Consider the following 21,578-nt stretch of genomic DNA (forward strand, 5'->3'; position numbering starts at 1 on the left):
CTCGGAAGGAGCCCGGTCTGCCTGCCGGGTTCGCCTCGATGGTGAAGCCCGCTCCATCGACGCAGTGCTGGTTGTTTCGGCACGTCTTCCCTTCGCGCTCTGGATCGTAGGGCCAAACGCGCCTGGACCGGACGCATGGTGCGCGCCAGTCCAATCCCCCAGGGAGCGACCAATGGGGCATGCAGAACGGATAGCCACCAGACGCTATCTCGGGGACCTGATCTCGCTTCTCGACAGGGAGAGGGAGACCCAAGACGGTGCCAAACGCGCGGACATCGAGATCGCCCTCGCCATTCTACGGGACAGAGCATTCCGTAATGGGGCGAGTGAACGGACGGTCGGCCTGATCTACGCGGTCCAGGTCGTTCTCGCCCTGCAGGCCATGCCTCGCAGCGCCGGCGCCCTTCAGTAGGGATTGCGGCCTGACGAGGGAATGTCCCGCCAACCCATTTTCGCTTGCCACAGCACCGTACGACTATGCGAAGCCCGAAGCTTACGAAGACAGGAGAGCCAGATGGACGAGAACCGCATCACCGGCGCCACCAAGGAGTTTGGCGGCAAGGTCCAGGGCGCCGTCGGCGAGGTCACCGGCGACCGCGAGACCCAGGCCAGGGGCAAGGCCAACGAAGCCAAGGGCAGCGCCGAGAACCTCGTCGGGCAGGGCAAGGACGCGATCCGCGAGGTTGCCGACCAGGCCGGGAACCTCGTCGACCGCGTCATCGATAGGGGCCGCGACGCGTCCCCCCAGGCCGGCAGCGCATACCGTCAGGGAAGCGAGACGGTCGCCCGCTACGCCAAGGACTCTCCCTTGGCGCTAGCGGCGATGGCCGGTGCTGTCGGCTACCTCCTCGCCATGGTGATCCACGGGCGCCGCTAGGTCGAAAGGCCCCGTGCCCTCCCGCCGGATCGGAGCATCCCATGAATGACCATTCCCAACCTGCGGGTGCCTCCCCGACGGCGGCCAAGTCGCCGGCCGGCCTCGCTGACGCGATCCGCGACCAAGCCACCGGCTACGTCGACCGTCGCAAAGGTGAGGCGGCCGGTTTCCTCGCCGACCTCGCCAAGGCGTTGCGCGGCGACACCGAGCGCATCGACGATGGCGCGCAGGTCAAGTCTTTCGTGCATGCCGTGGCCGACGGTCTCGACGACCTTTCGGGTAACATCGACCGCCGCGGCCTTCACGAACTCTACCGCGACGCCAAGCTCGTCGTCCGTAGGTACCCGACAGCGTCCATGGCCGTGGCACTCGCAGCCGGCTACGGCATCTTCCACCTGCAGCGAGCGTCGAGGACCGGGGATCCCGGTCCCACGGCCGAGCGGCCCGGGGAACCGTGGGGCGGCTACCCATGACCGCGGCGCCTCCGTCCGCGTCGGCGGACAGCATCCAGGGGCTCGTCGCCGGGGCGTTGCGTGCCGCGGGTGACGTCGTCCGCGGGGAGCTCGCCCTTCTTCGGCAGGAGATGGCCGACAACGTCCGTGAGGTTGCCATCGGCGTCGCGGCGATGGCCGCGGCGGCCATGTTCGCCGTGGTCGGGCTGCTGGTCCTGATCGACGCCCTGGTGAAGTGGCTCGCCACCATCGTCCACTCGGAAGCTCTCTCGGCCCTCCTCGTCGGCGGTTGCCTGCTCGCGGTCGCCGTGATCCTCGTCCTGGTCGCGCGCGGCAGGCTCTCAGCGTCGACGCTCGTCCCCACCCGGACGAGCCGCCAACTCAGGCAGGATGCCGAGGCGATCCGGGAGCAGGTCGGGTCATGAGCGTCCGCACCGACGAACTCGAACGCGACATTTTCGCGAGCAGGGCACGACTCGATCATGCGCTGAGCGGGATTCAGGGACGGCTGAACGCGGCCGGCATCGTCGAGGACATGCTTGGGACCGTGCGCCGGAGCGAGGCAGGGGCCGGTCTCTATGACGGCGCCCTCAACGCGGTCCGTCGAAGCCCGGTGCCGGTGCCGTTGATGTGCCTGGGGGCGGTGATGCTCCTGCGGCCCAGGGCGCAGCGCAAAGGCGTCATCCACCGCGCCTTACGGGACGCGCACCCCGACGCCGACCCAGCCGGCAAGGTCGGGCCTCGCCCCGGCGCATCCATGACAAGCGAGCCATAGGATCGAGCCGGCCGCCATGCCCGTCATGCGAACGCCGATCCATGCGGGTGCCGGCGACGACCACCGGCTCCTCCGCACACGCTCTAACTTGCCTTTTCCGAAGCTTGCGAGACCGCCATGGCCATCGACTACCGTTCGGAACTTCGCCGGCCCCTGCCGTTCAGCCTCGCTGTCGTGGCGGGGGTCCTTCTGATCTGGCTCGTCGTCGCGTCTATCGCCGGGACCAAGCAGCGGTCCGCGCGGGATCATCGCATCCAGGACCTGGAGACGCGCCAGACGGCGCTTCAGGTCGACCTCGACCAGCAGAGGGCGAGCGCCGGCACCCTCGCATTTCTCCAGGCCAAGATCGCATCGGCCCAACAACAGGAGCGGGACGCGGCCCAGGCAGCGGAACAAGCCCGAGCGATGGCTGCAAGCCTGGCTTCCGAGCGGCAGGCGGCCGAGACCAGGACGGCCGAGGCCAAGGCGAGCGCCGAAGCTGAGACCAAGGGGCTGACCGATCTGCAGGCCCAGGTCAGCCAGGCCGAACAGAAGCTCGCGCCGATGCGCGACGCCATCACCGCCGCAGAGCAGGCGGCGACGGCCCGGACGAAGGACCTGGCCGATGTCGGACGCCGCCTGGAGGAGGCGCGCCAGCAGGAGGCCAAGCTGCGCTCCGACCTCGCCGCGATGTCCCAGGAGGCGACGAGCAAGACCGCCGAGCTCGCCAAGGCCGAGGAGAGCCAGCAGAAGGCGCGGGAAGGGGCCGCCGCCGCCCAGAAGGAACTCTCGGATGCCCGGACGCGGGCCAAGGAATTGGGACAGCAGCGCACCGACCTGGAGGGGACCATCGCCAGCCTGACCAGCGACCGAGACAAGCTGACCGCCGAGATCGCCCAGGCGGGCGAACAACTTCGGCAAGCCAAGGACGACCTCGTCTCGACGCGGAACGACCTCGCCACCGCGCAGTCAGAGCGGGATCGGGTGACATCGGAGCGTAGCCAAGTCGAGCAGGCCGTCCAGAAGCTGTCCGCCGACCGCGACAACGCTGCTTCCGCCTTGGATGCCGTTCAGAAGCGGCAGTCCGAGGCTCAGGCCCAATTGGCCAGACTGACCGAGACGATGGCAACGCGGAACAAGGAGATGGCCGGCTTCGAAGACCATCTCGGCGCGACCCGCCAGGAACTCTCCGCCGCGCAGGCCAAGCTCGCCGACGTGCGCCAGCAGCTTTCCGGGCAGCCGGCAACGAAGCCCGAATGATGGCCGGTTGGGCATTGCCCCGGGCTGCTCGGAGGCCTGGATGACATGCTGCGCCCGGCTTTGGTAGGAGCTCGCGCGCCGGCACGGGTTAGTCGAGCCCAGATACGGTGGTGAAGTCTCCGTCTGAATTGACGAGTAGAGCGCCCACCGTTCCAGTTTTGACTGAAAGATCCCGTGATCTCGATCTTTGATCTCGCCGCCCTGCTGTTGACCCTGTCGGCCCTATTCGGATGGCTGAACAGTCGCTTCCTGCGCATGCCGCATACCATCGGCCTGCTCGTGATGGGGCTTCTGGCATCGCTGGCGCTCGTTCTCGTCGACCTCGCCTTCCCGAAGCAGCATCTCTACGAAGATCTGACGCGGGTGCTCGATCAGGTCGACTTTACCGACGTGGTGATGAACGGCATGCTTGCCTTCCTGCTGTTCGCCGGCGCGATGAGCCTCGACCTGCGCATGCTTCGCGACAGGGCCGGGCGCGTCGCGACCTTGGCCCTGATCGGCACGCTGATCTCCACGGCGATCGTCGGAGGCGCGTTCTGGCTGGCCGCCGACCTCATCGGCAGGCCGGTCCCGATCGCCTGGGCCCTCGTCTTCGGCGCCCTCATCAGCCCCACTGATCCGGTCGCGGTGCTGGCGACCCTAAAGAACGTCAAGGTCCCCGAGACCCTTGAGGTCGTGATGCAGGGCGAGGCCCTGTTCAACGACGGCATCGGCATCGTGCTGTTCACCGTCCTCGTCGCCTTCGCCGCCGGGACCGGTGGCGACGCGACCAGCGCTGGCGGCATCGCCACGCTGCTCCTGCAGGAGGCCGGCGGCGGGCTCCTGCTCGGTGTGATCACCGGCTACGTCGCCTACCGGGCCATGCGCGCCATCGACGACTTCCCGGTGGAGGTGCTGATCACCCTGGCGCTGGTCGCCGGCACCTACGCCCTCGCCCAGAAGCTCCACTTCAGCGGGCCGCTCGCGGTGGTCGCCGCCGGCCTCCTCGTCGGCGACCGCGCCCCGCGGGACGCCATGAGCGAGAAGACCCAAGGCTACGTCTCCGCCCTGTGGACGCTCATCGACGAGGTGCTGAACTCGGTCCTGTTTCTCTTGATCGGGCTGGAGGTGCTGGTGCTGCGCTTCGAGGCGAATGGGCTGGTGCTCGCCGCCTGCGCGGTGCCTATCGTGCTCGTCGCCCGTCTGGTGGCCGTCTCGACGCCGCTCCTCGCCTTCCGGTGGGGCGGCAACCTCTCGGCCCGCAACGTCCCGTTCCTGACCTGGGCCGGCGTGCGCGGCGGTATCTCCGTGGCACTCGCTCTCTCGATCCCCGAGAGCGACGCCAAGCCCGCGATCCTGGCGGCGACCTACGCGGTGGTGCTGTTCACCATCATTGTCCAGGGCTCGACCCTCGGCATGGTCGCACGGAGGACGCTGCGCGCAGACTGATGGTCCCCGGCAGCGCGAACTGCTCGCCCCTGCCGGGTAGGTGCGTCACCACCAGACGAAACCCTTTATTGGATCCCGAATGCCCGCACGGTCTTCACCGTTCTCCTCGTCCTCATCCCGATCTCGGCGGCGTTGAAGTACCTCGTCGGGGCCTCCCCGCTCCTCGTCTTCGCCTCCAGCGCACTCGCCATCGCGGTCCTGGCGGAGTGGGTGCGGCGCGCCACCGACCAGCTCGCCGACCAGGTCGGGCCTGCCATCGGCGGCCTGCTCACGGTCAGCTTCGGCAGCATCGCCGAACTCGTCCTCGCCCTATTCGTGCTCCTGCGCGGCGAAGCCGCGGTGGTGCAGGCGCAGATTGCCGGCTCGATCATGGGCACCAGCCTGTTCGGCCTCGGCATGGCCATCATCGTCGGCGGGGCGACCCGGGAGCGGCAGAAGTTCAACCCGGAGCGGGCCGGGTTGCTGTCGACCTTGCTGATCCTCGTCGTCATCGCCCTGCTGCTGCCGGCCGTGTTCGACGCCAGCGGGCGCATGTCGGGGCAGGCGGCGACCCTTCGCGTTACCGACGAGGAGGTCAGCCTCGGCGTCTCCGTCGTGCTGCTGCTGCTCTACCTCGCCAACCTCGCCTTCACACTGGTGACTCACCGAGACGTGTTCTCGAACGACAAGGGCAGCGGCGAAGCCGACTGGAGCTTGCCGTTCGCCATCGGGGTCCTCGTCGCCGCCACGGTCGCCATCGCGTTCGAGTCCGAGATGCTCTCGGGGACGATCATTCCGGCCGCCGGAGCCCTGCATCTCTCGCCGATGTTCCTCGGCGTGATCGTGCTTGCCCTGGTCGGCACGGCCGGCGACCTGTTCGCGGCGGTCTGGTTCGCGCACGAGGACCGCATGGGGCTCGTCCTCAACATCTGCATCGGTTCGGCCATCCAGGTGGCTCTGGTGCTGGCGCCGCTGCTAGTCATCATCTCCTGGGCCCTTGGCCACCCGATGACGCTGGTGTTCTCGAACCCGCTGCACCTCTTCGCCATCGCGGGCACCGCCTTCATCGTCAACGCCATCGCCCGGGACGGCGAGACGACTTGGTTCGAAGGGCTCCTGCTGCTCGGGGTCTACGTCCTGTTCGGCCTAACCTTCTTCTTCGCAAGCCCGGCTTGATGCGTTTCCGTCATCGCACCACCCCGAGACGCTCTGTCGGCGGGCGCTGGGTACAACTTACGAACCAATCTGTTCCGATGTCTGCTTCGGAGATCTCAATAAACTCCGCCGAATGGCTGAGATGGGCGCAAAGCCGCCGCCCGGGTTTGGCCGAAAGCCGCCGGTCCGCTTTCTGGCGCGCGATGACCTAACCGGACATTCTCCGTTTACAGCCGCGTTTTGTCGATACTTGAAAGGCCGACACGCTTTCCCGTCAGAAAATAGCCCTTTCAGACGCTCGCCAACAGGCACAAGATTTTCGTCGGGAAAACGATCCAATTGCCGACATATCGATCTGGCATTTAGAAGTGCTCTTAGACTATTCTCCCGCCGGTTGGCGGCGCGGTCTGTTCGCCTGATAATTGACCGGTAATTTAGTGGGCGCTCTGTCAGAATTTAAAAATCCTAGCCTCGGATGATGATCCGCCCATAGCGCCGCAGCGCGCCAGCCTCGCAGGTCGATCATGCAAAATTTGTATCGTGAGTACAGCTCAGGCGCATTTGAAGCCGCATATGCTACATTCTCTTAAGCACAACGATTAACTTCATATAAGGCGCATTCAAAGTCATATGATTGATCTGCCCAGGCATGGATCCTGACTGATAACTCAATATTCAGACCTAAGATAGGAGGGTACGTGCTGCCAATAAGAGCAGCATTATGCCCCTTCGTCACGCCTACTCACTCCTTCGAGTTCCAGAAACAGCGCCAGCCCTGGCGGCCGCTCAATTAACGGCACTGAAGCTGCAGGTCCCGTTACTGTACGTCATCCTGACGATCAATTCGGGCGCCCTCGCCTACACCCATTTCGGAGTCGCCCCGACCGGACTCGTGGTGGTCCCGGTGCTGCTGTTGGGGACGGTCTGCCTCGCTCGCACCTGGACCTGGACCCGGCTCGATCTCGCCGCCCTCCCGCCGGACCGTTATGCCCCACTGCTGCGCCAGACGAACCGACTGTGCGCGCTGCTGGGGCCGGCATTCCTCGCCTGGTCGCTGGCCCTGGCCCAGTACGGCGACGAGATCGCGCATTTCCACGTGTTCTTCTACGTCGCCATCACCACGATCGCGTGCGTGTTCTGCCTGATGCACCTGCGCTCGGCCGCGTTGATCGTCGCCGTCTGCGTGATCGTGCCGTTCGTCGGCTTCGCCCTCGTCCAGCAGCAGGCGATCCTGAAGGCGATCGCCGTCAACCAGCTGCTCGTCGGCGGCGTGATGGTATTCATCCTGTTCGTGTACTACCGGGATTTCACCCGCCTGGTCGGGCAGAACGAGAAGCTCGAAGCCCTCGGCGCCGAGAACCTCAGGTTGGCCGCGACCGACATGCTCACGGGGCTGCCGAACCGACGCAGCTTCTTTCCCGCCCTCGATGCCGCGATCCGCTGCACGGAGGCGGGGGGCGACGGGTTCACCCTGGCCATCATCGATCTCGACGGCTTCAAGGGCGTCAACGACTCCCATGGCCACGTGGCCGGCGATCGCGTCCTCGAGGAGGTCGCCGAGAGGCTGAACGCGGTCGTGCCGCGTGGATCCACCCTGGCGCGCCTCGGCGGAGACGAGTTCGCACTGATTATCGTGCATCGTGGCCGGGACGACGATCTCGAGGTTCAGTGCCGATCGATCATCGCGGCGGTCAGCAGGCCATTCGCCTGCGACGGCCTCAACGCGCGGATCGGGGCATCGATCGGCTGTGCCCGGTACGTCGAGGCAGGTACGACCGCGGCACAGCTTGTCGAGCGCGCCGATTTCGCCCTGTACGAGGCCAAAGCCCATCATCGCGGCACGTGGGTGATGTTCGCGCACGAGCATGAGACGCGTATGCGGCTCCAGGGGGCGATCGAACACGCCCTGCGACACGCCGACCTCGCCGCGGAACTCAGCCTGGTGTTCCAGCCGATGGTCGATGTCGGCCAACAGCGCACGGTCGCGTTCGAGGCGCTGGCACGATGGCACAGTCCCGAACTCGGTCTGGTATCTCCGGATCGGTTCATCCCTGTCGCCGAGCGCGTCGGGCTGATCAACGAACTCACGCAGATCCTGATGGCCAAGGCGCTGCGTGTGATGGCCGAGTGGCCCGCGCATGTCGGCCTGTCGTTCAACCTGTCCATGGCCGACATCACGGCGCCAGAAGCAGTCGGTCGGCTCTGCGCCTTGATCGAGGCTAGCGGCGTCGATCCAAGCCGCCTGCAGCTCGAGGCCACCGAGACGGCGATGATCGACGATTTCGCTCAGGCGCAGGCCGGTCTCGCGCGTGTGAAGGCGCTTGGGGTGAGCCTGTCGCTCGATGATTTTGGGACCGGCTATTCCTCGCTGGCCTACGTGCATCGCTTGCCGGTCGATAAGCTGAAGATCGATCGGAGTTTCACCCAGGGACTCATGGAGCACGACAGCGCGCGCAAGATCATCCGCTCCATCCTCGAGCTGAGCCGCAGCCTGAAGCTCGACTGCGTCGTCGAGGGCGTCGAGACGCACGAGCAGGCCGCGCTGTTGCAGGCGCTGGGCTGTCGAACCATGCAGGGCTACCTGTTCCACCGACCGATGGCGCCGGAGGCGATCGGCCCGTATCTGCGCCGTGAGGATGTCGGGACCTCCGCCCTCGACGACACACGTCTTTCTCGACGCCGAGCGCAGTAGGCCGATCAGCGCTCGTGACACTCCTGTCGCTTCGGTTCAGGCTCAGAGCGCCTCGTTTCGGTCGTGTGAGACACCGATGCCAAAGCCGGTCCAGTCTCAGCTCTCGGGCATGCGCGTCGGGGCGCGGATGCGAGCTTGGATTTGGATGGGTTCGGCGCTGGCCGTCAGCGTCATCTCGCCGGCGTCGGGGCAGGACGCGTGCGCCGGCCTGCTCGCCGACTACGGCTACTTCCTCCAAGCTCAGAAGTCATGCAGCCGCGATGAGGTGTTTGGACAGATGACGGCCGCCAAGGCGTGCGCGAAGACGATCCCCCAAGCCGCTGGATTGACGCTGATCGAGAGCGGGCGACGGAAATGGGCCCGCGACGTGATGGCCAGCGATCTCGGTCACGTCTGCGCTATGACGTTCCCGACCTCACCGGCGGAACAGGCTCGACCCAGACGGTAGAGCCGCCGCGGCCATGTCCGTGAAACCCGCGTAAGAAATCTTCAGCCCAAATCCACCAGTGTTCACGCCGCTCCTTTCGAGGACGGCAGCGTGATGGACCAGACAGCGGACTGACGATGCCGACGATATCCACCGACGCCAATTCGGTCGCAGCTCCCGGCGAGGTCCTGCTGATCAGTGATGACGTCCAGCGCGCCCAGCGTCTGGCCCGGGATCTCACGTCATTGGGGCGATGCCACGTCCACGACCTGTATGAAGCCACCGTTCCCTCGCTTACGCCGAGTCTGATCGTCAGCGACGTCGAGGAACTGAACTCGGAAGCGATCGTGCGCCTGCGCGATCTCCTGGGCCGCGTGCGTCGTGAACCCGCGCCCTACCTGTTCCTCGCGCACGGCAACGTCGCGCGCGCCGAGGCGCAGGCCCGCGTCCTCGGTGCGAACGGTACCCTCTCGGCGATGAGCGCCGTGCGCCTCATCCACGGCAAACTCGTTCAGATGCGTGGGACGAGGCGGTCTGTCCCGGCGGCGACCATCCAGCAGGCGACGCGGCTGAGGTTGTTCCTCGCGGAGACATTCTTCTCCGGTCGGTCGATCACCCCGCCGATGGTCGAGAACGGCACTGAGCTGATCGTCAGGGCGATACAGGACGCCGGCGTCCACGATTGGGTCGCCGCCGTCCAACGGTTCGACGACGTCACCCACCAGCACTGCCTGCTCGTGGCCGGGCTAGCGGCCGCGTTCTCGGGCGCGCTCGGTCTCGGATCGAGCGACCGCCACCGCCTGGTCAAAGCCGCGCTGCTGCACGACGTCGGCAAGACCCGGATCCCGACCGCGATCCTGAACAAACCGGCCCGGCTCGACGCCGCGGAACTCGCGGTGATGCGCACGCATCCGGCACTCGGTCACGCCATGCTGGCCGGCGCCGGCTTCGACGACGTCCTGCTCACGGTGGTCCGCTCGCACCACGAGATGCTCGACGGCTCCGGCTATCCCGACGGTTTGAAGGCCGACGAGATCCGGGATCTGGTCCGGTTGGTCACGGTATGCGACATCTACGCGGCGCTGATCGAACGACGTCCCTACAGGGCGCCGATGGAGGACCGGCAGGCCTACGACGTCCTGACGCGCATGACCGGCCAGCTCGACGCCGACCTCGTGCGCGCGTTCCGACCGGTGACCGGTGCAGCCCCTAGGGACGACGCGACGGTGGCGGCATGATCGAGTGGAACGACGCGGCGGCCGTCGCAGACAAAGCCTTCTTCCCATCGGCGATCGATCGGCGATGGGAGCGCAAGCCGACGAAACGGATCGCGATGATCCGGTTGCCGGACGACACCGAGATCTCGACCTCGGTGAAAAACATCACCGCGTTCTGGATGCGGCTCGCCGTGCCGCAAGCCTACGTTCTGCCGGAGCAGTTCATGTCAAATTGCTCGAGCTCAACTTCGTCTGTGCTGATTACGAACTTCGCTCATTCTGAAGTTGGTGATCGCGGGATATGAGCCGACCCAATGTTCGGCAGATTACAACCGAACCGAACTTTTGATTAAATCTTACCATGATATCACCGCCCGACAGGCATGCTGGCGAGCGTACGATGACTTCGCTGCAGAGGTTGAAGCGCGCATTCAACGCGGCCCGAATATGGATCGGCCTCGGCGTCATCGCCCCCGTCGGCATGCTCGCCACGTCGGGCTTCATGCTGCTCGACCTGCGCCAAGACGCCTGGGACAAGGCACAGCTGACCTCGAGGAACCTGCTCCAGGTCCTCGAGGCTGACATCGCCCGCAACGTCGAGCTGTTCGATCTGTCGATCCAGGCGGCGGTCGATAACCTCAGGGCCCCCGGCGTCGCCGAGGTCAGCCCGGCCCTGCGCCAGCTGATCCTGTTCGACCGGGCCGCGACCGCCCGCGACATCGGCGTGATGATCATCCTCGACGAGAACGGCGACGTCGTCGCCGACCTCGATGCCGTGCCGCCGCGCAAGGGCAACTACGCCGACCGGGACTACTTTCAGGCGCACAAGGCGCGCGCCGGCCTTGGCCTGTTCATCGGTCACCCACTGGTCTCGCGCCTGACCGGCGAGCGCATGCTGCCGTTCAGCCGCCGGATCACCAAGCCGGACGGGGCGTTCGGCGGGGTGGTGATGGGCAGCATGAAGCTGTCGTACTTCACGCGGCTATTCAGCCAGATCGACCTCGGCCGGGATGGCGCGATCAACCTGTACCTGCGCGATGGCACGCGGGTCATGCGCCAGCCCTACACCGAGGCCGACATCGGCGCGAACATCGCCGGGGCGGCGACGTTCAAGGGCTTCGTGCGCGAGCGCAGCGGCAGCTTGATCGAGACCTCGGTGCGCGACGGCGTGGAGCGGCAATACACCTTCACGCAGATCGGCACGCTGCCGCTGATCCTGAACGTCGCGCTCGCCACCGGGGCGATCGACGCGGACTGGCGGATCAAGGCCCTGGTGATTGGCGCGATCGTGCTGGCCCTGTGCTGCCTGACCATCGCCCTGTCGCTGCTGTTCGGGCGTGAGCTGCGCCGCCGCACGGCGATGCAGGCCGAGCTCGAGCGGTTGTCACTGACCGACGCGCTGACGCGCCTGCCCAACCGACGGGCGTTCGAGGAAACCGGTACGCGGGCCTGGGAGGCGGCGCGGCGCGGGGGCGAGCCGCTGTCGCTGCTCATCGTGGACGCCGATCACTTCAAACGCTTCAACGACCGGTACGGGCACCCGGTCGGCGACGCGGTCCTGCAGGGATTGGCGCGCCACCTGTCGGCCAGCGTCCACCGCCCCCCCGATCTCGTGTGTCGCGTGGGCGGCGAGGAGTTCGCGGTGCTGCTGCCCGATACCGATCAGGCGGGCGCGCTGCGCATCGCCGAGCGGATCCACGCCGAGATCGCGAAGCTGGCGATCGGTGCCGCCGGCATCGGCGCCGGAGCGATCACCGTCAGCGTCGGGCTGGCGAGCTACATGGCCGCCGACACCGCGCTGGCCGATCTGTACCGGCGGGCGGACGAGGCGCTCTACCGGGCCAAGGCGGGCGGACGCAATCGAACCTCTTGCGCCGATCCGGCACGGCCGTCGCCACCCTCGACAGGGGCGCTCCGGCTCATCGGCACCCCATAACCGACCCTCGTCGCCATCTCACGTTCGCCGCATTCACCGACGCAGGCATCCTTCGAACGTCGCGAGCCTCGCTACGCGATCTCCTCCCCACCCTGCACGGACGCGCGAGCCGGACTATGCTGTTGATCTGGTCGGGTTGGGGGATCCTCGTCGTCCCCGTAATCGTCGGCACGGCCGTCGTCGTCGGAGCGCTGGGCGGATTTGCCTTGCGCGCCTCGGGACATCCCGAACTCACGTTCGTCGCCGTCAGTCTCGGCCTGTTCGCCGCCGCGGCCGCCAACTGGCTCGTCGGCCGCCGTCTCAACGGCACGCCCCCGCGCGAGCTCATCGACCCGGCGACGAACCAGCGCGTGCTGCTGCGTCGCCTGCACAAGCTGTTCTGGATCCGGATGGAGTACTGGTCCATTCCCGTGGCGCTCGCGGCGCTCGTGCCTCTGCTCGCCCTGCGCAATCTCTAGCGCGATCCGCGTCTCGGCGACTTCTCAAACTTGGGAGATGATGATGCGCGGCATGACCGGGGCGTCCAGGCGGATGAGGCGGTGCCTCAATGCTGCTCTCCTGACGGTCGCATCATCTGCGCCGGCGGCAGCCATCACGCCGGTCGCCCCGGTAGGCATCGAGAGCTGCGACGCGTTCTTCGCCGCCTACGCGCAGTGCGCCGCGAGCCCCGGCGTACCTGAGGTCGCGAGGCCCAGCATCCGTCAAGGCATCAATACGATGCGCGACAGTTTCCGCGACACGGTCACGCGCAATGAGGCCGCCCGACCCACGATCGCGTACCAGTGCGCCCAGACCCACGAGGCGGTGCGCAAAAGCCTGATCGAAGCCTTCAAATTCGACTTCCCGGCCCTACCCGCAGCATCGCAGGCGTTGCTGCAGAGCACGCCTCCCTCGGCCAGCGCGGCTCGATCGTCCGCGCGCGTAGCACCGCCACCCGGCCCTGAGGTGCAACAGGTAGCGAAGGTGAACGCCTACACCGAGGTGCAGAACCACCTCGTGCGCTCCCATCCCCTGGAACGTCAGCTCGCCGAGTACCGGCGCGACAACGAACGCGTGCTCAAGCTCGGCACCAAGCTGGGGGCCAACGCCTGGTACCACTTCGGTATCGTCGATTTCGACGGGGTGATCGACGAGCTGGAAAAGGCGGTCGCGCTACCGGGCACCGTGCCTGAGGTAGACCCTCAAGCCCACCAGCTGCTGGCGGCGCTGCGCGAGGTCAACCCGATCTTGAAGGCGCTGACTCGCTATCAGACGACCCGGGAGTTCAAGGAGGACGGGTACAAGTTCGCTCGCGAGCAACACCCGATCCTCGTGCCGAAGGTCGAAACGGCCGCCAAGGCGATGGACGCCTACGGCACTGCCTTGTTCGAGCGCGAGCTTGCCCGCGATGAGCGGCGGATGGCGACGCTCCCGGAGGACGCACCGGCCCGCCGACTCCTCGCGACCAGCCTCGCCCTGCGCCGGGCGGTGCAGCGCTTCGAGGCGCTCGGTCCGAAGGCTGATACAGCCCCGTTCCTCGCCGCACTGAGCGACGTTTCGACCGCCAACCGACAGCTCGGTGCGACCTTCGACGGCATGAGCCCCAAAGCGAATTCATCCTGCACCGGCTACGCGGACACGGTGGCAAGTGTGATCGGCCACGGGCGGGATGTCGTGCGGGACATTCGCGCGAAGGCTGACCCGAGCCAGCCGGCTCAGCTGTTCAACGACACCTACAACCGTTCGGTGCGCGATCGAGAGTCGTGTCAGCGCTACGAGGGTCGAGTCCGTTCGGATTGATCGCAGCAGAGCAGCCTCGATTGCGGAGCATCGTCGCCTCACTATAGGCCGGCCTACCGCGATCACTGATATCTGACCGTTCATCGTTCGCTTCAGATTTGACCCTACGGTGAGCGGAGGCCTCACGCTCAGCCATAGCGATCCCGTATGACGCTCGACTTCAGCATTCCGATCCTGGTCGTGGACGACTACCAGACCATGATCCGCATCCTCCGCAATCTGCTCAAGCAGATCGGCTTCCGCGAGATCGACGATGCCCCCGACGGTAGCACCGCGTTGACGCGCCTGAGAAGTCGCCCGTACGGATTGGTGATCACCGACTGGAACATGCAGCCGATGACCGGCTACGAGTTGCTCCGACACGCCCGCGCCGAGGAGACCTTGCGGACCACACCGTTCATCATGGTGACGGCGGAGTCCAAGATGGAGAACGTCATCGCGGCCAAGAACGCCGGGGCGAACAACTACATCGTCAAGCCGTTCACCCTCCACACGCTGAGAGCCAAGATCGAGGCCGTCCTGGCGCGCTAGCGATCGATCATCAGCGTCGATCACGACGACGCGCTGACGGCGGATCGACGGATCCTCGAGGATCTGCGCAAGAAGCTTCGGCTGTGACGGACTTTTCGGCGAGCGATGTCCCGTGCCGACGGCGCCGCGCCACACAATGCGGAGATTTGTTTTATCGTCTCTCAACCAAAGATTGAACTCGCTCAGGTTGATGACCGATCGGTAGGCATCTCGGTTCTACGATCAGGCTGACGACCATTCGCTGTCGTCACGATTGAGCCGACGATGATCCGCGTCCTCACCTGCGTCGCGCAGCAGCACGACCTACGCCTCGTCGCCCTATCGGCGGTGATCTGCGCGCTCGGATGCTTCGCCACCGTCACCCTGATGGCGCGCACCGATGCCGGGGGCCGCCCGCTTCCGCGCTCCCTGCTGATCGCCGCCATCATCTTCGGCGGCAGCGTTTGGTCGCTGCACTTCGTCGCCATGCTGGCGTTCCGGCCCGGGGCGCAGGTCGCCTACGACCTCGACCTCACCGCCGGCTCGATCGTCGTGGCCGTCGCCGGCGCCTTCGCCGCTCTGCGCCTGTGGCGGCGGCTATCCTCCACCCCGCTCGGGATCGTGCTGGCCGGCACCGTGCTCGGGCTGGCGATCACCGGCATGCACTACCTCGGCGTCGGCGCGATGGCCGCCTCCAGCCTCGTGCTGTTCGAGCCCATCTACGTCGCCGCCTCGGTCCTGATCAGCGTCGCGTTCTCAGTCCTCGCCCTGGCACGAGCCGGCGTATTGGCGAGCCTCGGCCGCCGCATCGAGGTCACCGGTTGGCTCGCGCTGGCGATCTGCGGCCTGCACTTCACCGGCATGACAGCGGTCACGGTCGCGCCGATCGCGCCGCGAGCGGATGAGAGCTACGTGCTCGGCTCGACCCCGCTCGCCCTGACGGTCGCCGCCGTCAGCCTCGCGGTGCTGATCGCCGGCCTCGTGGCTTTGGCCCTGCAGCAGCACCTCTCGCAGCGCGATCGGCGTGAGCTCGACCGCATGCGCCTGCTGAGCAACCTCGCATACGAGGTGCTGTTCATCCATCGTGACGGAGTGGTGTTGGAGGTCAACCAGGCCGGTACCCGCCTGTTCGGGATGGCCCCCGACGAGATCGTCGGCCGACCGGTGCTCGACCTGTTCTCGCAGGCCAGTACGCCGGGGCTGCTGCGGCGCACGCGCTGCCGCTCCGAGGAGCTGCGGCCGGAGGAGTTCGAGGCCCGCACCGCCGCCGGCACGCACGTGCCGGTCGAGCTGTCCTGCCGCACCATCGAGTTCGGCGGCAAGCCCGCCACCGCCGTCGCCCTGCGCGACCTCACCGACCGTAAGCGCGACGAGGCCCGTATCCGCCACCTCGCCCTGCACGACGCCCTGACTGACCTGCCCAACCGCTACTTGCTGGAGCAGCGCCTCGGCCCGGCGCTCGAGGCCGCGGCCCTGGACGGGACCGGCGTCGCGGTGATCTACCTCGACCTCGATCGGTTCAAGGCGGTCAACGACCTGCACGGCCACGCCACCGGCGACGCGCTGCTGGTCCAGGTGGCCAGGCGGATGCTGACCGAGCTGCGCCCGAGCGACACCCTGGCCCGGGTCGGCGGCGACGAGTTCGTGGCGGTGCTCACCGGCGCGCGCGCCCCCCAGCGGGTCGCGGAGATCGCCGGTCGCCTGGTCGGGGGCCTGCGTCGCCCGTTCCAGATCGACGACCATCGCGTCGAGATCGGCGCCTCGGCCGGCATCGCCCTCTACCCCGCGGACGGCCGCACGGCTGAGGCGCTGCTGCGCGCCGCCGACACCGCGCTGTACCGCGTCAAGGACGAGGGACGCGGCGCGGTCCGGTTCTTCGAGGCGGCGATGGACGCCGAGCTGCAGGCGCGGCGGCAGCTCGAGCACGAGCTCGGCGGCGCGATCGCCCGCGACGAGCTGCGGCTGTTCTACCAGCCGATCGTCAACGCCCGCACCGGCGAGATCGAGACCTTCGAGGCGCTGATCCGCTGGCAGCACCCGGAGCGCGGCTTCGTCTCGCCGGCCGAGTTCATCCCGGTGGCCGAGCAGGCCGACCTGATCGGGCGGATCGGCGAATGGGTGATCGACACCGCCTGCGCGGCGGCCGCGGCCTGGCCGCAGCCGTGGCGGGTCTCGGTCAACGTCTCCCCGACCCAGTTCCGGCAGTCCGACGTCCCGACGGTCGTCGCGGCGGCGCTGGCGCGTCACGGGCTCGCCCCGGCGCGGCTGGTGGTCGAGATCACCGAGAGCGTGTTTATCCAGGATGCCGCGAAGGCCGTGCGGGTGCTGACCGACCTGCGCGGCCTGGGCGTTCGCCTGGCCCTGGACGACTTCGGCACCGGGTACTCGTCGCTGAGCTACCTGCAGCAGTTCCGCTTCGACAAGATCAAGGTCGATCAGTCGTTCGTGCGCCGGCTCGGCCAGCACGCCGACACGCTGGCGATCGTGCGGGCGATCGTGAACCTCGGGCACAACCTCGGTTTGCAGGTCACGGTCGAGGGGGTCGAGACCGCCGAGCAGCTGGCGATCCTGCGCGAGCTGCACTGCGAGCAGATGCAGGGCTACCTGTTCGCGCGCCCGGCGCCGACCTTGCCGGCGTCCGAACTGGAATTGGCGCGGCTACGGGCGCTGTTCGCCGTGCCCCCGATCAAGGCGCTCGCCTGAGCTCGAAGGTCGTCCCCCGACGACTGGATCGGCGGATCATCCGGGCCGCGGGTCTGCCATCGCGAGATCGCCTCCGGCCGGTACCGTGCGCGGGCTGAACGCCTCGCATCGGACCTTCAGACGCGACCAGCCTGCGCCATCGCCCGCACGACCTGGATGCTGCGATGGCGCGTCTCGGCATCGTCGATCGCGAGATAGGCCTGCACCAGTGCGAACACCGCGGCGGCCTCCTCCCCGCGGCCTTCGAGTGCGCCACGGATCAGGTGGGGATCGTAGAACTCAGTGATCGGCACGCCGAGCAGCTCGGCTATGTGAGCGAGAACGCCTGCTCGCGTTGTCGCGGCTCGCCGATAGGCGTCATCGATCATCGCGCTCACGATCACCTTGGCTACGGTGATGGTGAGCATAACCCACAACCTTAAGCGGTACAATCTCGCTCAGAGGTTGCTTTTGGGCCGTTCACCTATGGCACGCTGCGGGTTTATCGGCGAAGCACGATCGCCTTCATCCGACGAGAGGCATGCTGTTCAGGGATCGCCAGCGGTACTCACCGGGGGGCAGCCCATGGCGATGCTTGAACCGGCGGCCGAAATGCGCTTGGTCGCTGAACCCGCAGCCGTAGGCCAGCGTCCCCACCGTGAGGTGGGCATACCCGGGATCCGCCAGCCGCTGCGCCGCGATCTCCAAGCGACGCTGCCAGATCTGATCGGCGATATTGCGCTCGTGCCCGCGGAACAGCTGCTGCAGGTAGCGCAGCGACACCCCGACGGCGGCCGCCAGCGTGGCTGGGTCCAGGCTCGGATCGCCGGAGTTGGCCTCGATAAAGGCCATGGCCCGCTGCACGATGAGCGTGCCCTGCAGCGGCTTGGGCGCCTCCCGCGCGAGGCGCTCGGCGATGCCGGCGATGAGGAGATCGATCCCGATCGCGGCCATCTGGTCGGCGGTATCCGATGGCAGACCGGCGTAGGTGCGCACCAGCTGATTGAAGAAGGTGGTCACCAGCGACGTGCTGGCCTGATCCGCCCCCAAGGTCAGCGCCGTGTACCGCCGAGTCGATCCGAGCGCGCGCTCCAACCGTTCGCGCGGAACCTCGATGAAAAGGGCCTGACTATAAGAATATACGTCTATGAGGACTGGGCGCCAATCCAGCACCGCGATGTCGCCGGCACGCTGGATCGCGGTGCGGTCGTCCTGTGAACTGATCACCTCGCCATTCAACGCGATAACCACGTTCAAGGTGTCGTGCTTGGCGCGGCGGCGTATCGTGCCCGGGGTCGCCTCGATCCTGATCGCGCTCTGTCTGAGGCGGGTGATCAGCAGTGGACCGACGTCTGCAACCTCGAGGGTCCCTTGAAACGCTTCGGGATCGGCGGCCGTCAGTTCAACCGGCACGATCCGCTCGAACACCGTCTCGCGCCAGCGTCGGAAACTGTTCTTGGGCTTTTCGTCTGCGGTCGAGAACAAAGTCCTCATCGGATCTGCCGGATGATTGCTTGGATGCGCGCGCCCAAAAACGCGACGGCACGTTCTCGGTCAAACCGTAGCACGCTCTCGGACAAGCGCAACGCGGCGCATCAACCTAGAAGTGTATTTCGTCCCTCCCAGGAGCCACGCGCGTGTCTACAATACCCCCCTCCGGTCGCGCCTCGACCGTCGAGCTGGCCGCCGCCATCGCCGCCGCCTACGTCGCGAATAACCCCGTCCCGGCCGCCGAACTGCCGGCTTTGATCGCCCGGTTGCACGGCGCAGTCGCCGGCCTCGCTTTCGGTGGTTCGATGTCCCGCGAGGGAGCGCACCAGCCCACCGAGATCGACCGGCCGAGCCTGGCCCAGATCCGCAAGTCGGTCCGCCCCGACGGGATCGTCAGCTTCATCGACGGGAAGACCTACAAGACGCTCAAGCGCCACCTCACGAGCCACGGGCTCGACCCGCGGGCCTACCGCGACCGCTACGGCCTGCCGGCCGATTACCCGATGGTCGCACAGGACTATGCCGAGCGTCGCTCCTCGCTGGCCAAGGCGATCGGCCTCGGCCAGCCCGGCGCCATGGCTGAGCGGGACCGGAAGGACCGCAGGGCCGCCTGACGCGGGCAGTTCCACAGGCGTGTTCGGTTTTAGGCGATGAACGAACACGAGGAGCGACGACGGGATCTGCTGCGCAACCTCGCCCTGCACGCCGGTCCAGCCCGCGGACGGATGAGCCTGTCGCTGACGGATGCGGCACGCCTGGTCGGTCTCACCCCGGAGGGGCTCGTAACCGTCGAACGCGGTGCGGTTTGCGCGCTGTCGCTCGCCGCGGTGGAGCAGCTCACGCTGTTTCTCGGCCTCACCGAGAGCGTCCTGCCGCGTCCCAGCCCTGCCGGAATGAAGTAGCGCCACCTCAAAAGTCCGTGCGTCTGCAACTTTGGCTCTCGCCCTCGCGTAGTGCGCATTGATGCGGATATCCGACGACGAGCCCCGAACCACAGATCCGCCGTCGGCCGCGCGCGTCCAAGCGGCGCGGGCACGAGGCGCCTATACGACCGCAACCGTCGCGGCGCTCGCCCGCGTCGATCCGGGCGTGGTGGTCGCCCTGGAGAATGGCGAGGCGGTCGCCGATGCCGCGGCGTGCGGTCGTGTGCTGGCGGTGCTCGGCCTGCGTCCCGAGGGTCCGCGACACGCGACGCCGGCGCTCGATCTCACCGGACGCCGCGATGACGGGTCGGTCTGAGCCTTCGTCGATTTGGTTGAGGATCAGGTCGGCAGATCGCCGGATCTCGCCGCGCCGGCGCAGGTCTCGGCCTGACCGATGAACAGGTCGATCTGAGCCAAGCCCTTGCTCGCCTCGACGCGCAGCGTCGCGTTGACGGCATCGACCCGGGCGTCGCCGCTCGACGGCCGGGTCCGCAACTCGGCGATCACCGCGACGAGATCCGCGCGATGTCCGTTGAGGTGTGCCAGGATCGTGTCGAGCCGCGCCGCCGACAGGGTCGCCGCACGCCCCTCCGCCAGCCGTTCGATCGCGGCGACGTCGATGCGCGTGAGCGCGGACGCGCGATCACCCCTGGGCTGCAGCGGGACGACCGTTCCGGTCATGGGTTGGCCTCCCACCGTCCGCGCAGGCCGGCCTTGAGCTGATGCCGCAGAGCTTCAGCTCTCGCCCGGGCCCACGGTAACCCGATATGAGCTGCGATCCGACGATCGATCGCTCGGTCGATCCGGGTGCAACTCACCCCGTAGGGTTCCGGCCCCGCTTCGACCGCGCCGCGGATCAGATCCTCGAGTGCACCGTCGAGGCTAGCTCGGACGACAGCTTCATCGCCGCGGCCGTCCTCGCGGCGGGACGCATCGCATACCTCGGGACCGGACGGGCTGCGTTGGTCGCCCATGACCTCAGCCCACCGCCCGGGCGGCCACACGGACCTGCTCGGTGGCGGCATCGACCTGCTCGCTCGCCCGAGCGATCGCCTCCATGCCGCCGGCGATCGTCGTCACCCCGTGGGCGGCCGTGTGCATGCTGCCCGACATCTCCCGGGTCACCGCCGACTGCTCTTCCACCGCCGCCGCGATCGCCGACGAGACCTCGTCGAGGGATCGGATCGTACCCTGGATCGAGCCGATCGCGCCCACCGCCTCGCGCGTCGCCGCCTGGGTCGCGGTGATCTGCACACGGATCTGGTCGGTCGCCTTGGCGGTCTGCTCGGCCAGGGCCTTCACCTCGGAGGCCACCACCGCGAAGCCCTTGCCCGACGCGCCAGCCCGCGCCGCCTCGATCGTGGCGTTGAGCGCCAGGAGATTGGTCTGTGAGGCGATCCCCTGGATCATGGTCACCACCTCGCCGATCTGTGCCGCCTGCCCGCTCAGGCCCTCGACGATGCTGCCGGTATGGCGCGCCTGCTCGACGGCCTCGCCGGCCATGCGCGCGGCGTGGCTGACCTGCTGGCTGATCTCACCGACCGAGGCCGACAGCTCCTCCGCGCCCGAGGCCACCGCCTGGATGTCGCTCGACACCTGTCCCACGATGCCGGCGGCCTCGGCGGTCTGTCGGGTGACGTCTTCAACCGCCGCGCCGATCGCGTCGAGGTCGGTGCCGATCGCGCGCTGCGCCTCGGCCCGACGCTGACGCTCGTGCACCTGCGCGGTGATGTCGGTGGCGAACTTCACCACCTTCACCGGCACACCGTCACGATCCTTGATCGGGTTGTAGGTCGCCTGGATCCAGACATCGCGGCCGCCCTTCGCGATGCGCCGTAACTCGCCTGCGGCGAACTCGCCGCGCGCCAATTGGGCCCAGAACCCACGGTAGGCGGAGCCCTGCTGCTCGACGGCATCGACGAACAAGCTGTGGTGCCGCCCTCGGATCTCCTCGAGCCGATAGCCGACCGCGTCGAGGAAGTTCTGGTTGGCGGTCAGGATGGTACCGTCGAGGGC

Annotated in this window: 23 protein-coding genes; 19 read left to right on the forward strand and 4 right to left on the reverse strand. The window is 67.4% G+C overall.

Annotation, left to right across the window (positions count from 1 at the left end; all coding sequences use genetic code 11):
- Nucleotides 1-514 precede the first annotated feature (514 nt).
- From MKK63_RS08575 to MKK63_RS08650, 16 genes are all read left to right on the forward strand, one after another.
- Entirely contained in the window at nt 515-877 is a 363-nt protein-coding gene (locus tag MKK63_RS08575) for a CsbD family protein (RefSeq protein ID WP_244000646.1), read from the forward strand.
- A gap of 41 nt (nt 878-918) precedes the next feature.
- On the forward strand, nt 919-1,350 hold the full coding sequence (locus MKK63_RS08580; protein WP_244000648.1) for a hypothetical protein: 432 nt from the start codon (nt 919-921) through the stop codon (nt 1,348-1,350).
- Nucleotides 1,347-1,754 carry a phage holin family protein gene (locus MKK63_RS08585; RefSeq protein WP_244000650.1) on the forward strand — a complete coding sequence of 136 codons (408 nt, stop codon included), beginning with the start codon at nt 1,347-1,349 and terminating at the stop codon, nt 1,752-1,754. The genes MKK63_RS08580 and MKK63_RS08585 overlap by 4 nt, the downstream gene beginning before the upstream one ends.
- On the forward strand, nt 1,751-2,104 hold the full coding sequence (locus tag MKK63_RS08590) for a DUF3618 domain-containing protein (RefSeq protein WP_244000652.1): 354 nt from the start codon (nt 1,751-1,753) through the stop codon (nt 2,102-2,104). The genes MKK63_RS08585 and MKK63_RS08590 overlap by 4 nt, the downstream gene beginning before the upstream one ends.
- Nucleotides 2,105-2,221: 117 nt before the next feature.
- On the forward strand, nt 2,222-3,343 hold the full coding sequence (locus tag MKK63_RS08595; RefSeq protein ID WP_244000654.1) for a chromosome partitioning protein ParA: 1,122 nt from the start codon (nt 2,222-2,224) through the stop codon (nt 3,341-3,343).
- Between the two features lie 174 nt (nt 3,344-3,517).
- Entirely contained in the window at nt 3,518-4,771 is a 1,254-nt protein-coding gene (locus MKK63_RS08600) for a cation:proton antiporter (RefSeq protein ID WP_244000656.1), read from the forward strand.
- A 114-nt stretch (nt 4,772-4,885) separates the two neighbouring features.
- A complete protein-coding gene (gene cax, locus MKK63_RS08605; RefSeq protein ID WP_313901759.1) occupies nt 4,886-5,926 on the forward strand; it encodes a calcium/proton exchanger in 1,041 nt (346 codons plus the stop codon).
- A 700-nt stretch (nt 5,927-6,626) separates the two neighbouring features.
- The gene (locus MKK63_RS08610; RefSeq protein WP_244000660.1) at nt 6,627-8,597 is read left to right on the forward strand and encodes a putative bifunctional diguanylate cyclase/phosphodiesterase; all 1,971 of its coding nucleotides are present in this window, start codon (nt 6,627-6,629) and stop codon (nt 8,595-8,597) included.
- 145 nt (nt 8,598-8,742) lie between these two features.
- On the forward strand, nt 8,743-9,045 hold the full coding sequence (locus MKK63_RS08615) for a hypothetical protein (protein WP_244000662.1): 303 nt from the start codon (nt 8,743-8,745) through the stop codon (nt 9,043-9,045).
- Between the two features lie 116 nt (nt 9,046-9,161).
- Entirely contained in the window at nt 9,162-10,262 is a 1,101-nt protein-coding gene (locus MKK63_RS08620) for an HD-GYP domain-containing protein (RefSeq protein ID WP_244000664.1), read from the forward strand.
- Nucleotides 10,259-10,546 (forward strand): hypothetical protein, encoded by a 288-nt coding sequence (locus tag MKK63_RS08625; RefSeq protein WP_244000667.1) that lies wholly within the window; start codon nt 10,259-10,261, stop codon nt 10,544-10,546. Before MKK63_RS08620 ends, MKK63_RS08625 begins: the two co-directional genes overlap by 4 nt.
- A gap of 95 nt (nt 10,547-10,641) precedes the next feature.
- Entirely contained in the window at nt 10,642-12,177 is a 1,536-nt protein-coding gene (locus MKK63_RS08630; RefSeq protein WP_244000669.1) for a sensor domain-containing diguanylate cyclase, read from the forward strand.
- A gap of 116 nt (nt 12,178-12,293) precedes the next feature.
- Nucleotides 12,294-12,635, forward strand: coding sequence for a hypothetical protein (locus MKK63_RS08635; protein ID WP_244000672.1), 342 nt, complete (start codon nt 12,294-12,296; stop codon nt 12,633-12,635).
- 43 nt (nt 12,636-12,678) lie between these two features.
- Complete coding sequence (locus tag MKK63_RS08640; RefSeq protein WP_244000674.1) at nt 12,679-13,956, forward strand: DUF3829 domain-containing protein; 1,278 nt, start codon at nt 12,679-12,681, stop codon at nt 13,954-13,956.
- A 147-nt stretch (nt 13,957-14,103) separates the two neighbouring features.
- Nucleotides 14,104-14,487 (forward strand): response regulator, encoded by a 384-nt coding sequence (locus MKK63_RS08645; RefSeq protein ID WP_244000676.1) that lies wholly within the window; start codon nt 14,104-14,106, stop codon nt 14,485-14,487.
- Between the two features lie 264 nt (nt 14,488-14,751).
- Nucleotides 14,752-17,169 (forward strand): EAL domain-containing protein, encoded by a 2,418-nt coding sequence (locus tag MKK63_RS08650; protein WP_244000678.1) that lies wholly within the window; start codon nt 14,752-14,754, stop codon nt 17,167-17,169.
- Between the two features lie 116 nt (nt 17,170-17,285).
- Here MKK63_RS08650 and MKK63_RS08655 read toward each other — a convergent pair whose 3' ends face one another.
- Nucleotides 17,286-17,576 (reverse strand): hypothetical protein, encoded by a 291-nt coding sequence (locus MKK63_RS08655; RefSeq protein WP_244000680.1) that lies wholly within the window; start codon nt 17,574-17,576, stop codon nt 17,286-17,288.
- Between the two features lie 97 nt (nt 17,577-17,673).
- Nucleotides 17,674-18,642 carry a helix-turn-helix domain-containing protein gene (locus MKK63_RS08660; RefSeq protein ID WP_244000682.1) on the reverse strand — a complete coding sequence of 323 codons (969 nt, stop codon included), beginning with the start codon at nt 18,640-18,642 and terminating at the stop codon, nt 17,674-17,676.
- Nucleotides 18,643-18,785: 143 nt separating this feature from the next.
- On the opposite strand from MKK63_RS08660, the gene MKK63_RS08665 reads away from it, so the two are divergent.
- From MKK63_RS08665 to MKK63_RS08675, 3 genes are all read left to right on the forward strand, one after another.
- Nucleotides 18,786-19,253 carry a MucR family transcriptional regulator gene (locus tag MKK63_RS08665; RefSeq protein WP_244000684.1) on the forward strand — a complete coding sequence of 156 codons (468 nt, stop codon included), beginning with the start codon at nt 18,786-18,788 and terminating at the stop codon, nt 19,251-19,253.
- A gap of 36 nt (nt 19,254-19,289) precedes the next feature.
- Complete coding sequence (locus MKK63_RS08670; protein WP_244000686.1) at nt 19,290-19,541, forward strand: hypothetical protein; 252 nt, start codon at nt 19,290-19,292, stop codon at nt 19,539-19,541.
- Nucleotides 19,542-19,602: 61 nt separating this feature from the next.
- Nucleotides 19,603-19,878, forward strand: a complete 276-nt coding sequence (locus tag MKK63_RS08675; protein WP_244000688.1) for a hypothetical protein — start codon at nt 19,603-19,605, stop codon at nt 19,876-19,878.
- A gap of 23 nt (nt 19,879-19,901) precedes the next feature.
- Here the strand turns inward: MKK63_RS08675 and MKK63_RS08680 are convergent, their stop codons facing one another.
- Together MKK63_RS08680 and MKK63_RS08685 are read right to left on the reverse strand one after the other, a co-directional pair.
- On the reverse strand, nt 19,902-20,243 hold the full coding sequence (locus MKK63_RS08680; RefSeq protein WP_244000690.1) for a hypothetical protein: 342 nt from the start codon (nt 20,241-20,243) through the stop codon (nt 19,902-19,904).
- Between the two features lie 297 nt (nt 20,244-20,540).
- Nucleotides 20,541-21,563, reverse strand: coding sequence for a PAS domain-containing methyl-accepting chemotaxis protein (locus MKK63_RS08685; protein ID WP_409564490.1), 1,023 nt, complete (start codon nt 21,561-21,563; stop codon nt 20,541-20,543).
- Nucleotides 21,564-21,578: the final 15 nt, after the last annotated feature.

Source organism: Methylobacterium sp. J-088 (assembly GCF_022829295.1).
GTDB lineage: Bacteria > Pseudomonadota > Alphaproteobacteria > Rhizobiales > Beijerinckiaceae > Methylobacterium.

Excerpts from the sequence above, each read along its gene's own strand:
- MKK63_RS08575 (WP_244000646.1), top strand. The coding sequence starts at position 515 with ATGGACGAGAACCGCATCACCGGCGCCACCAAGGAGTTTGGCGGCAAG.
- MKK63_RS08580 (WP_244000648.1), top strand. The coding sequence starts at position 919 with ATGAATGACCATTCCCAACCTGCGGGTGCCTCCCCGACGGCGGCCAAG.
- MKK63_RS08585 (WP_244000650.1), top strand. The coding sequence starts at position 1,347 with ATGACCGCGGCGCCTCCGTCCGCGTCGGCGGACAGCATCCAGGGGCTC.
- MKK63_RS08590 (WP_244000652.1), top strand. The coding sequence starts at position 1,751 with ATGAGCGTCCGCACCGACGAACTCGAACGCGACATTTTCGCGAGCAGG.
- MKK63_RS08595 (WP_244000654.1), top strand. The coding sequence starts at position 2,222 with ATGGCCATCGACTACCGTTCGGAACTTCGCCGGCCCCTGCCGTTCAGC.
- MKK63_RS08610 (WP_244000660.1), top strand. The coding sequence starts at position 6,627 with ATGCCCCTTCGTCACGCCTACTCACTCCTTCGAGTTCCAGAAACAGCG.
- MKK63_RS08615 (WP_244000662.1), top strand. The coding sequence starts at position 8,743 with ATGGGTTCGGCGCTGGCCGTCAGCGTCATCTCGCCGGCGTCGGGGCAG.
- MKK63_RS08620 (WP_244000664.1), top strand. The coding sequence starts at position 9,162 with ATGCCGACGATATCCACCGACGCCAATTCGGTCGCAGCTCCCGGCGAG.
- MKK63_RS08625 (WP_244000667.1), top strand. The coding sequence starts at position 10,259 with ATGATCGAGTGGAACGACGCGGCGGCCGTCGCAGACAAAGCCTTCTTC.
- MKK63_RS08630 (WP_244000669.1), top strand. The coding sequence starts at position 10,642 with ATGACTTCGCTGCAGAGGTTGAAGCGCGCATTCAACGCGGCCCGAATA.
- MKK63_RS08635 (WP_244000672.1), top strand. The coding sequence starts at position 12,294 with ATGCTGTTGATCTGGTCGGGTTGGGGGATCCTCGTCGTCCCCGTAATC.
- MKK63_RS08640 (WP_244000674.1), top strand. The coding sequence starts at position 12,679 with ATGCGCGGCATGACCGGGGCGTCCAGGCGGATGAGGCGGTGCCTCAAT.
- MKK63_RS08645 (WP_244000676.1), top strand. The coding sequence starts at position 14,104 with ATGACGCTCGACTTCAGCATTCCGATCCTGGTCGTGGACGACTACCAG.
- MKK63_RS08650 (WP_244000678.1), top strand. The coding sequence starts at position 14,752 with ATGATCCGCGTCCTCACCTGCGTCGCGCAGCAGCACGACCTACGCCTC.
- MKK63_RS08655 (WP_244000680.1), bottom strand. The coding sequence starts at position 17,576 with ATGCTCACCATCACCGTAGCCAAGGTGATCGTGAGCGCGATGATCGAT.
- MKK63_RS08660 (WP_244000682.1), bottom strand. The coding sequence starts at position 18,642 with ATGAGGACTTTGTTCTCGACCGCAGACGAAAAGCCCAAGAACAGTTTC.
- MKK63_RS08670 (WP_244000686.1), top strand. The coding sequence starts at position 19,290 with ATGAACGAACACGAGGAGCGACGACGGGATCTGCTGCGCAACCTCGCC.
- MKK63_RS08675 (WP_244000688.1), top strand. The coding sequence starts at position 19,603 with ATGCGGATATCCGACGACGAGCCCCGAACCACAGATCCGCCGTCGGCC.
- MKK63_RS08680 (WP_244000690.1), bottom strand. The coding sequence starts at position 20,243 with ATGACCGGAACGGTCGTCCCGCTGCAGCCCAGGGGTGATCGCGCGTCC.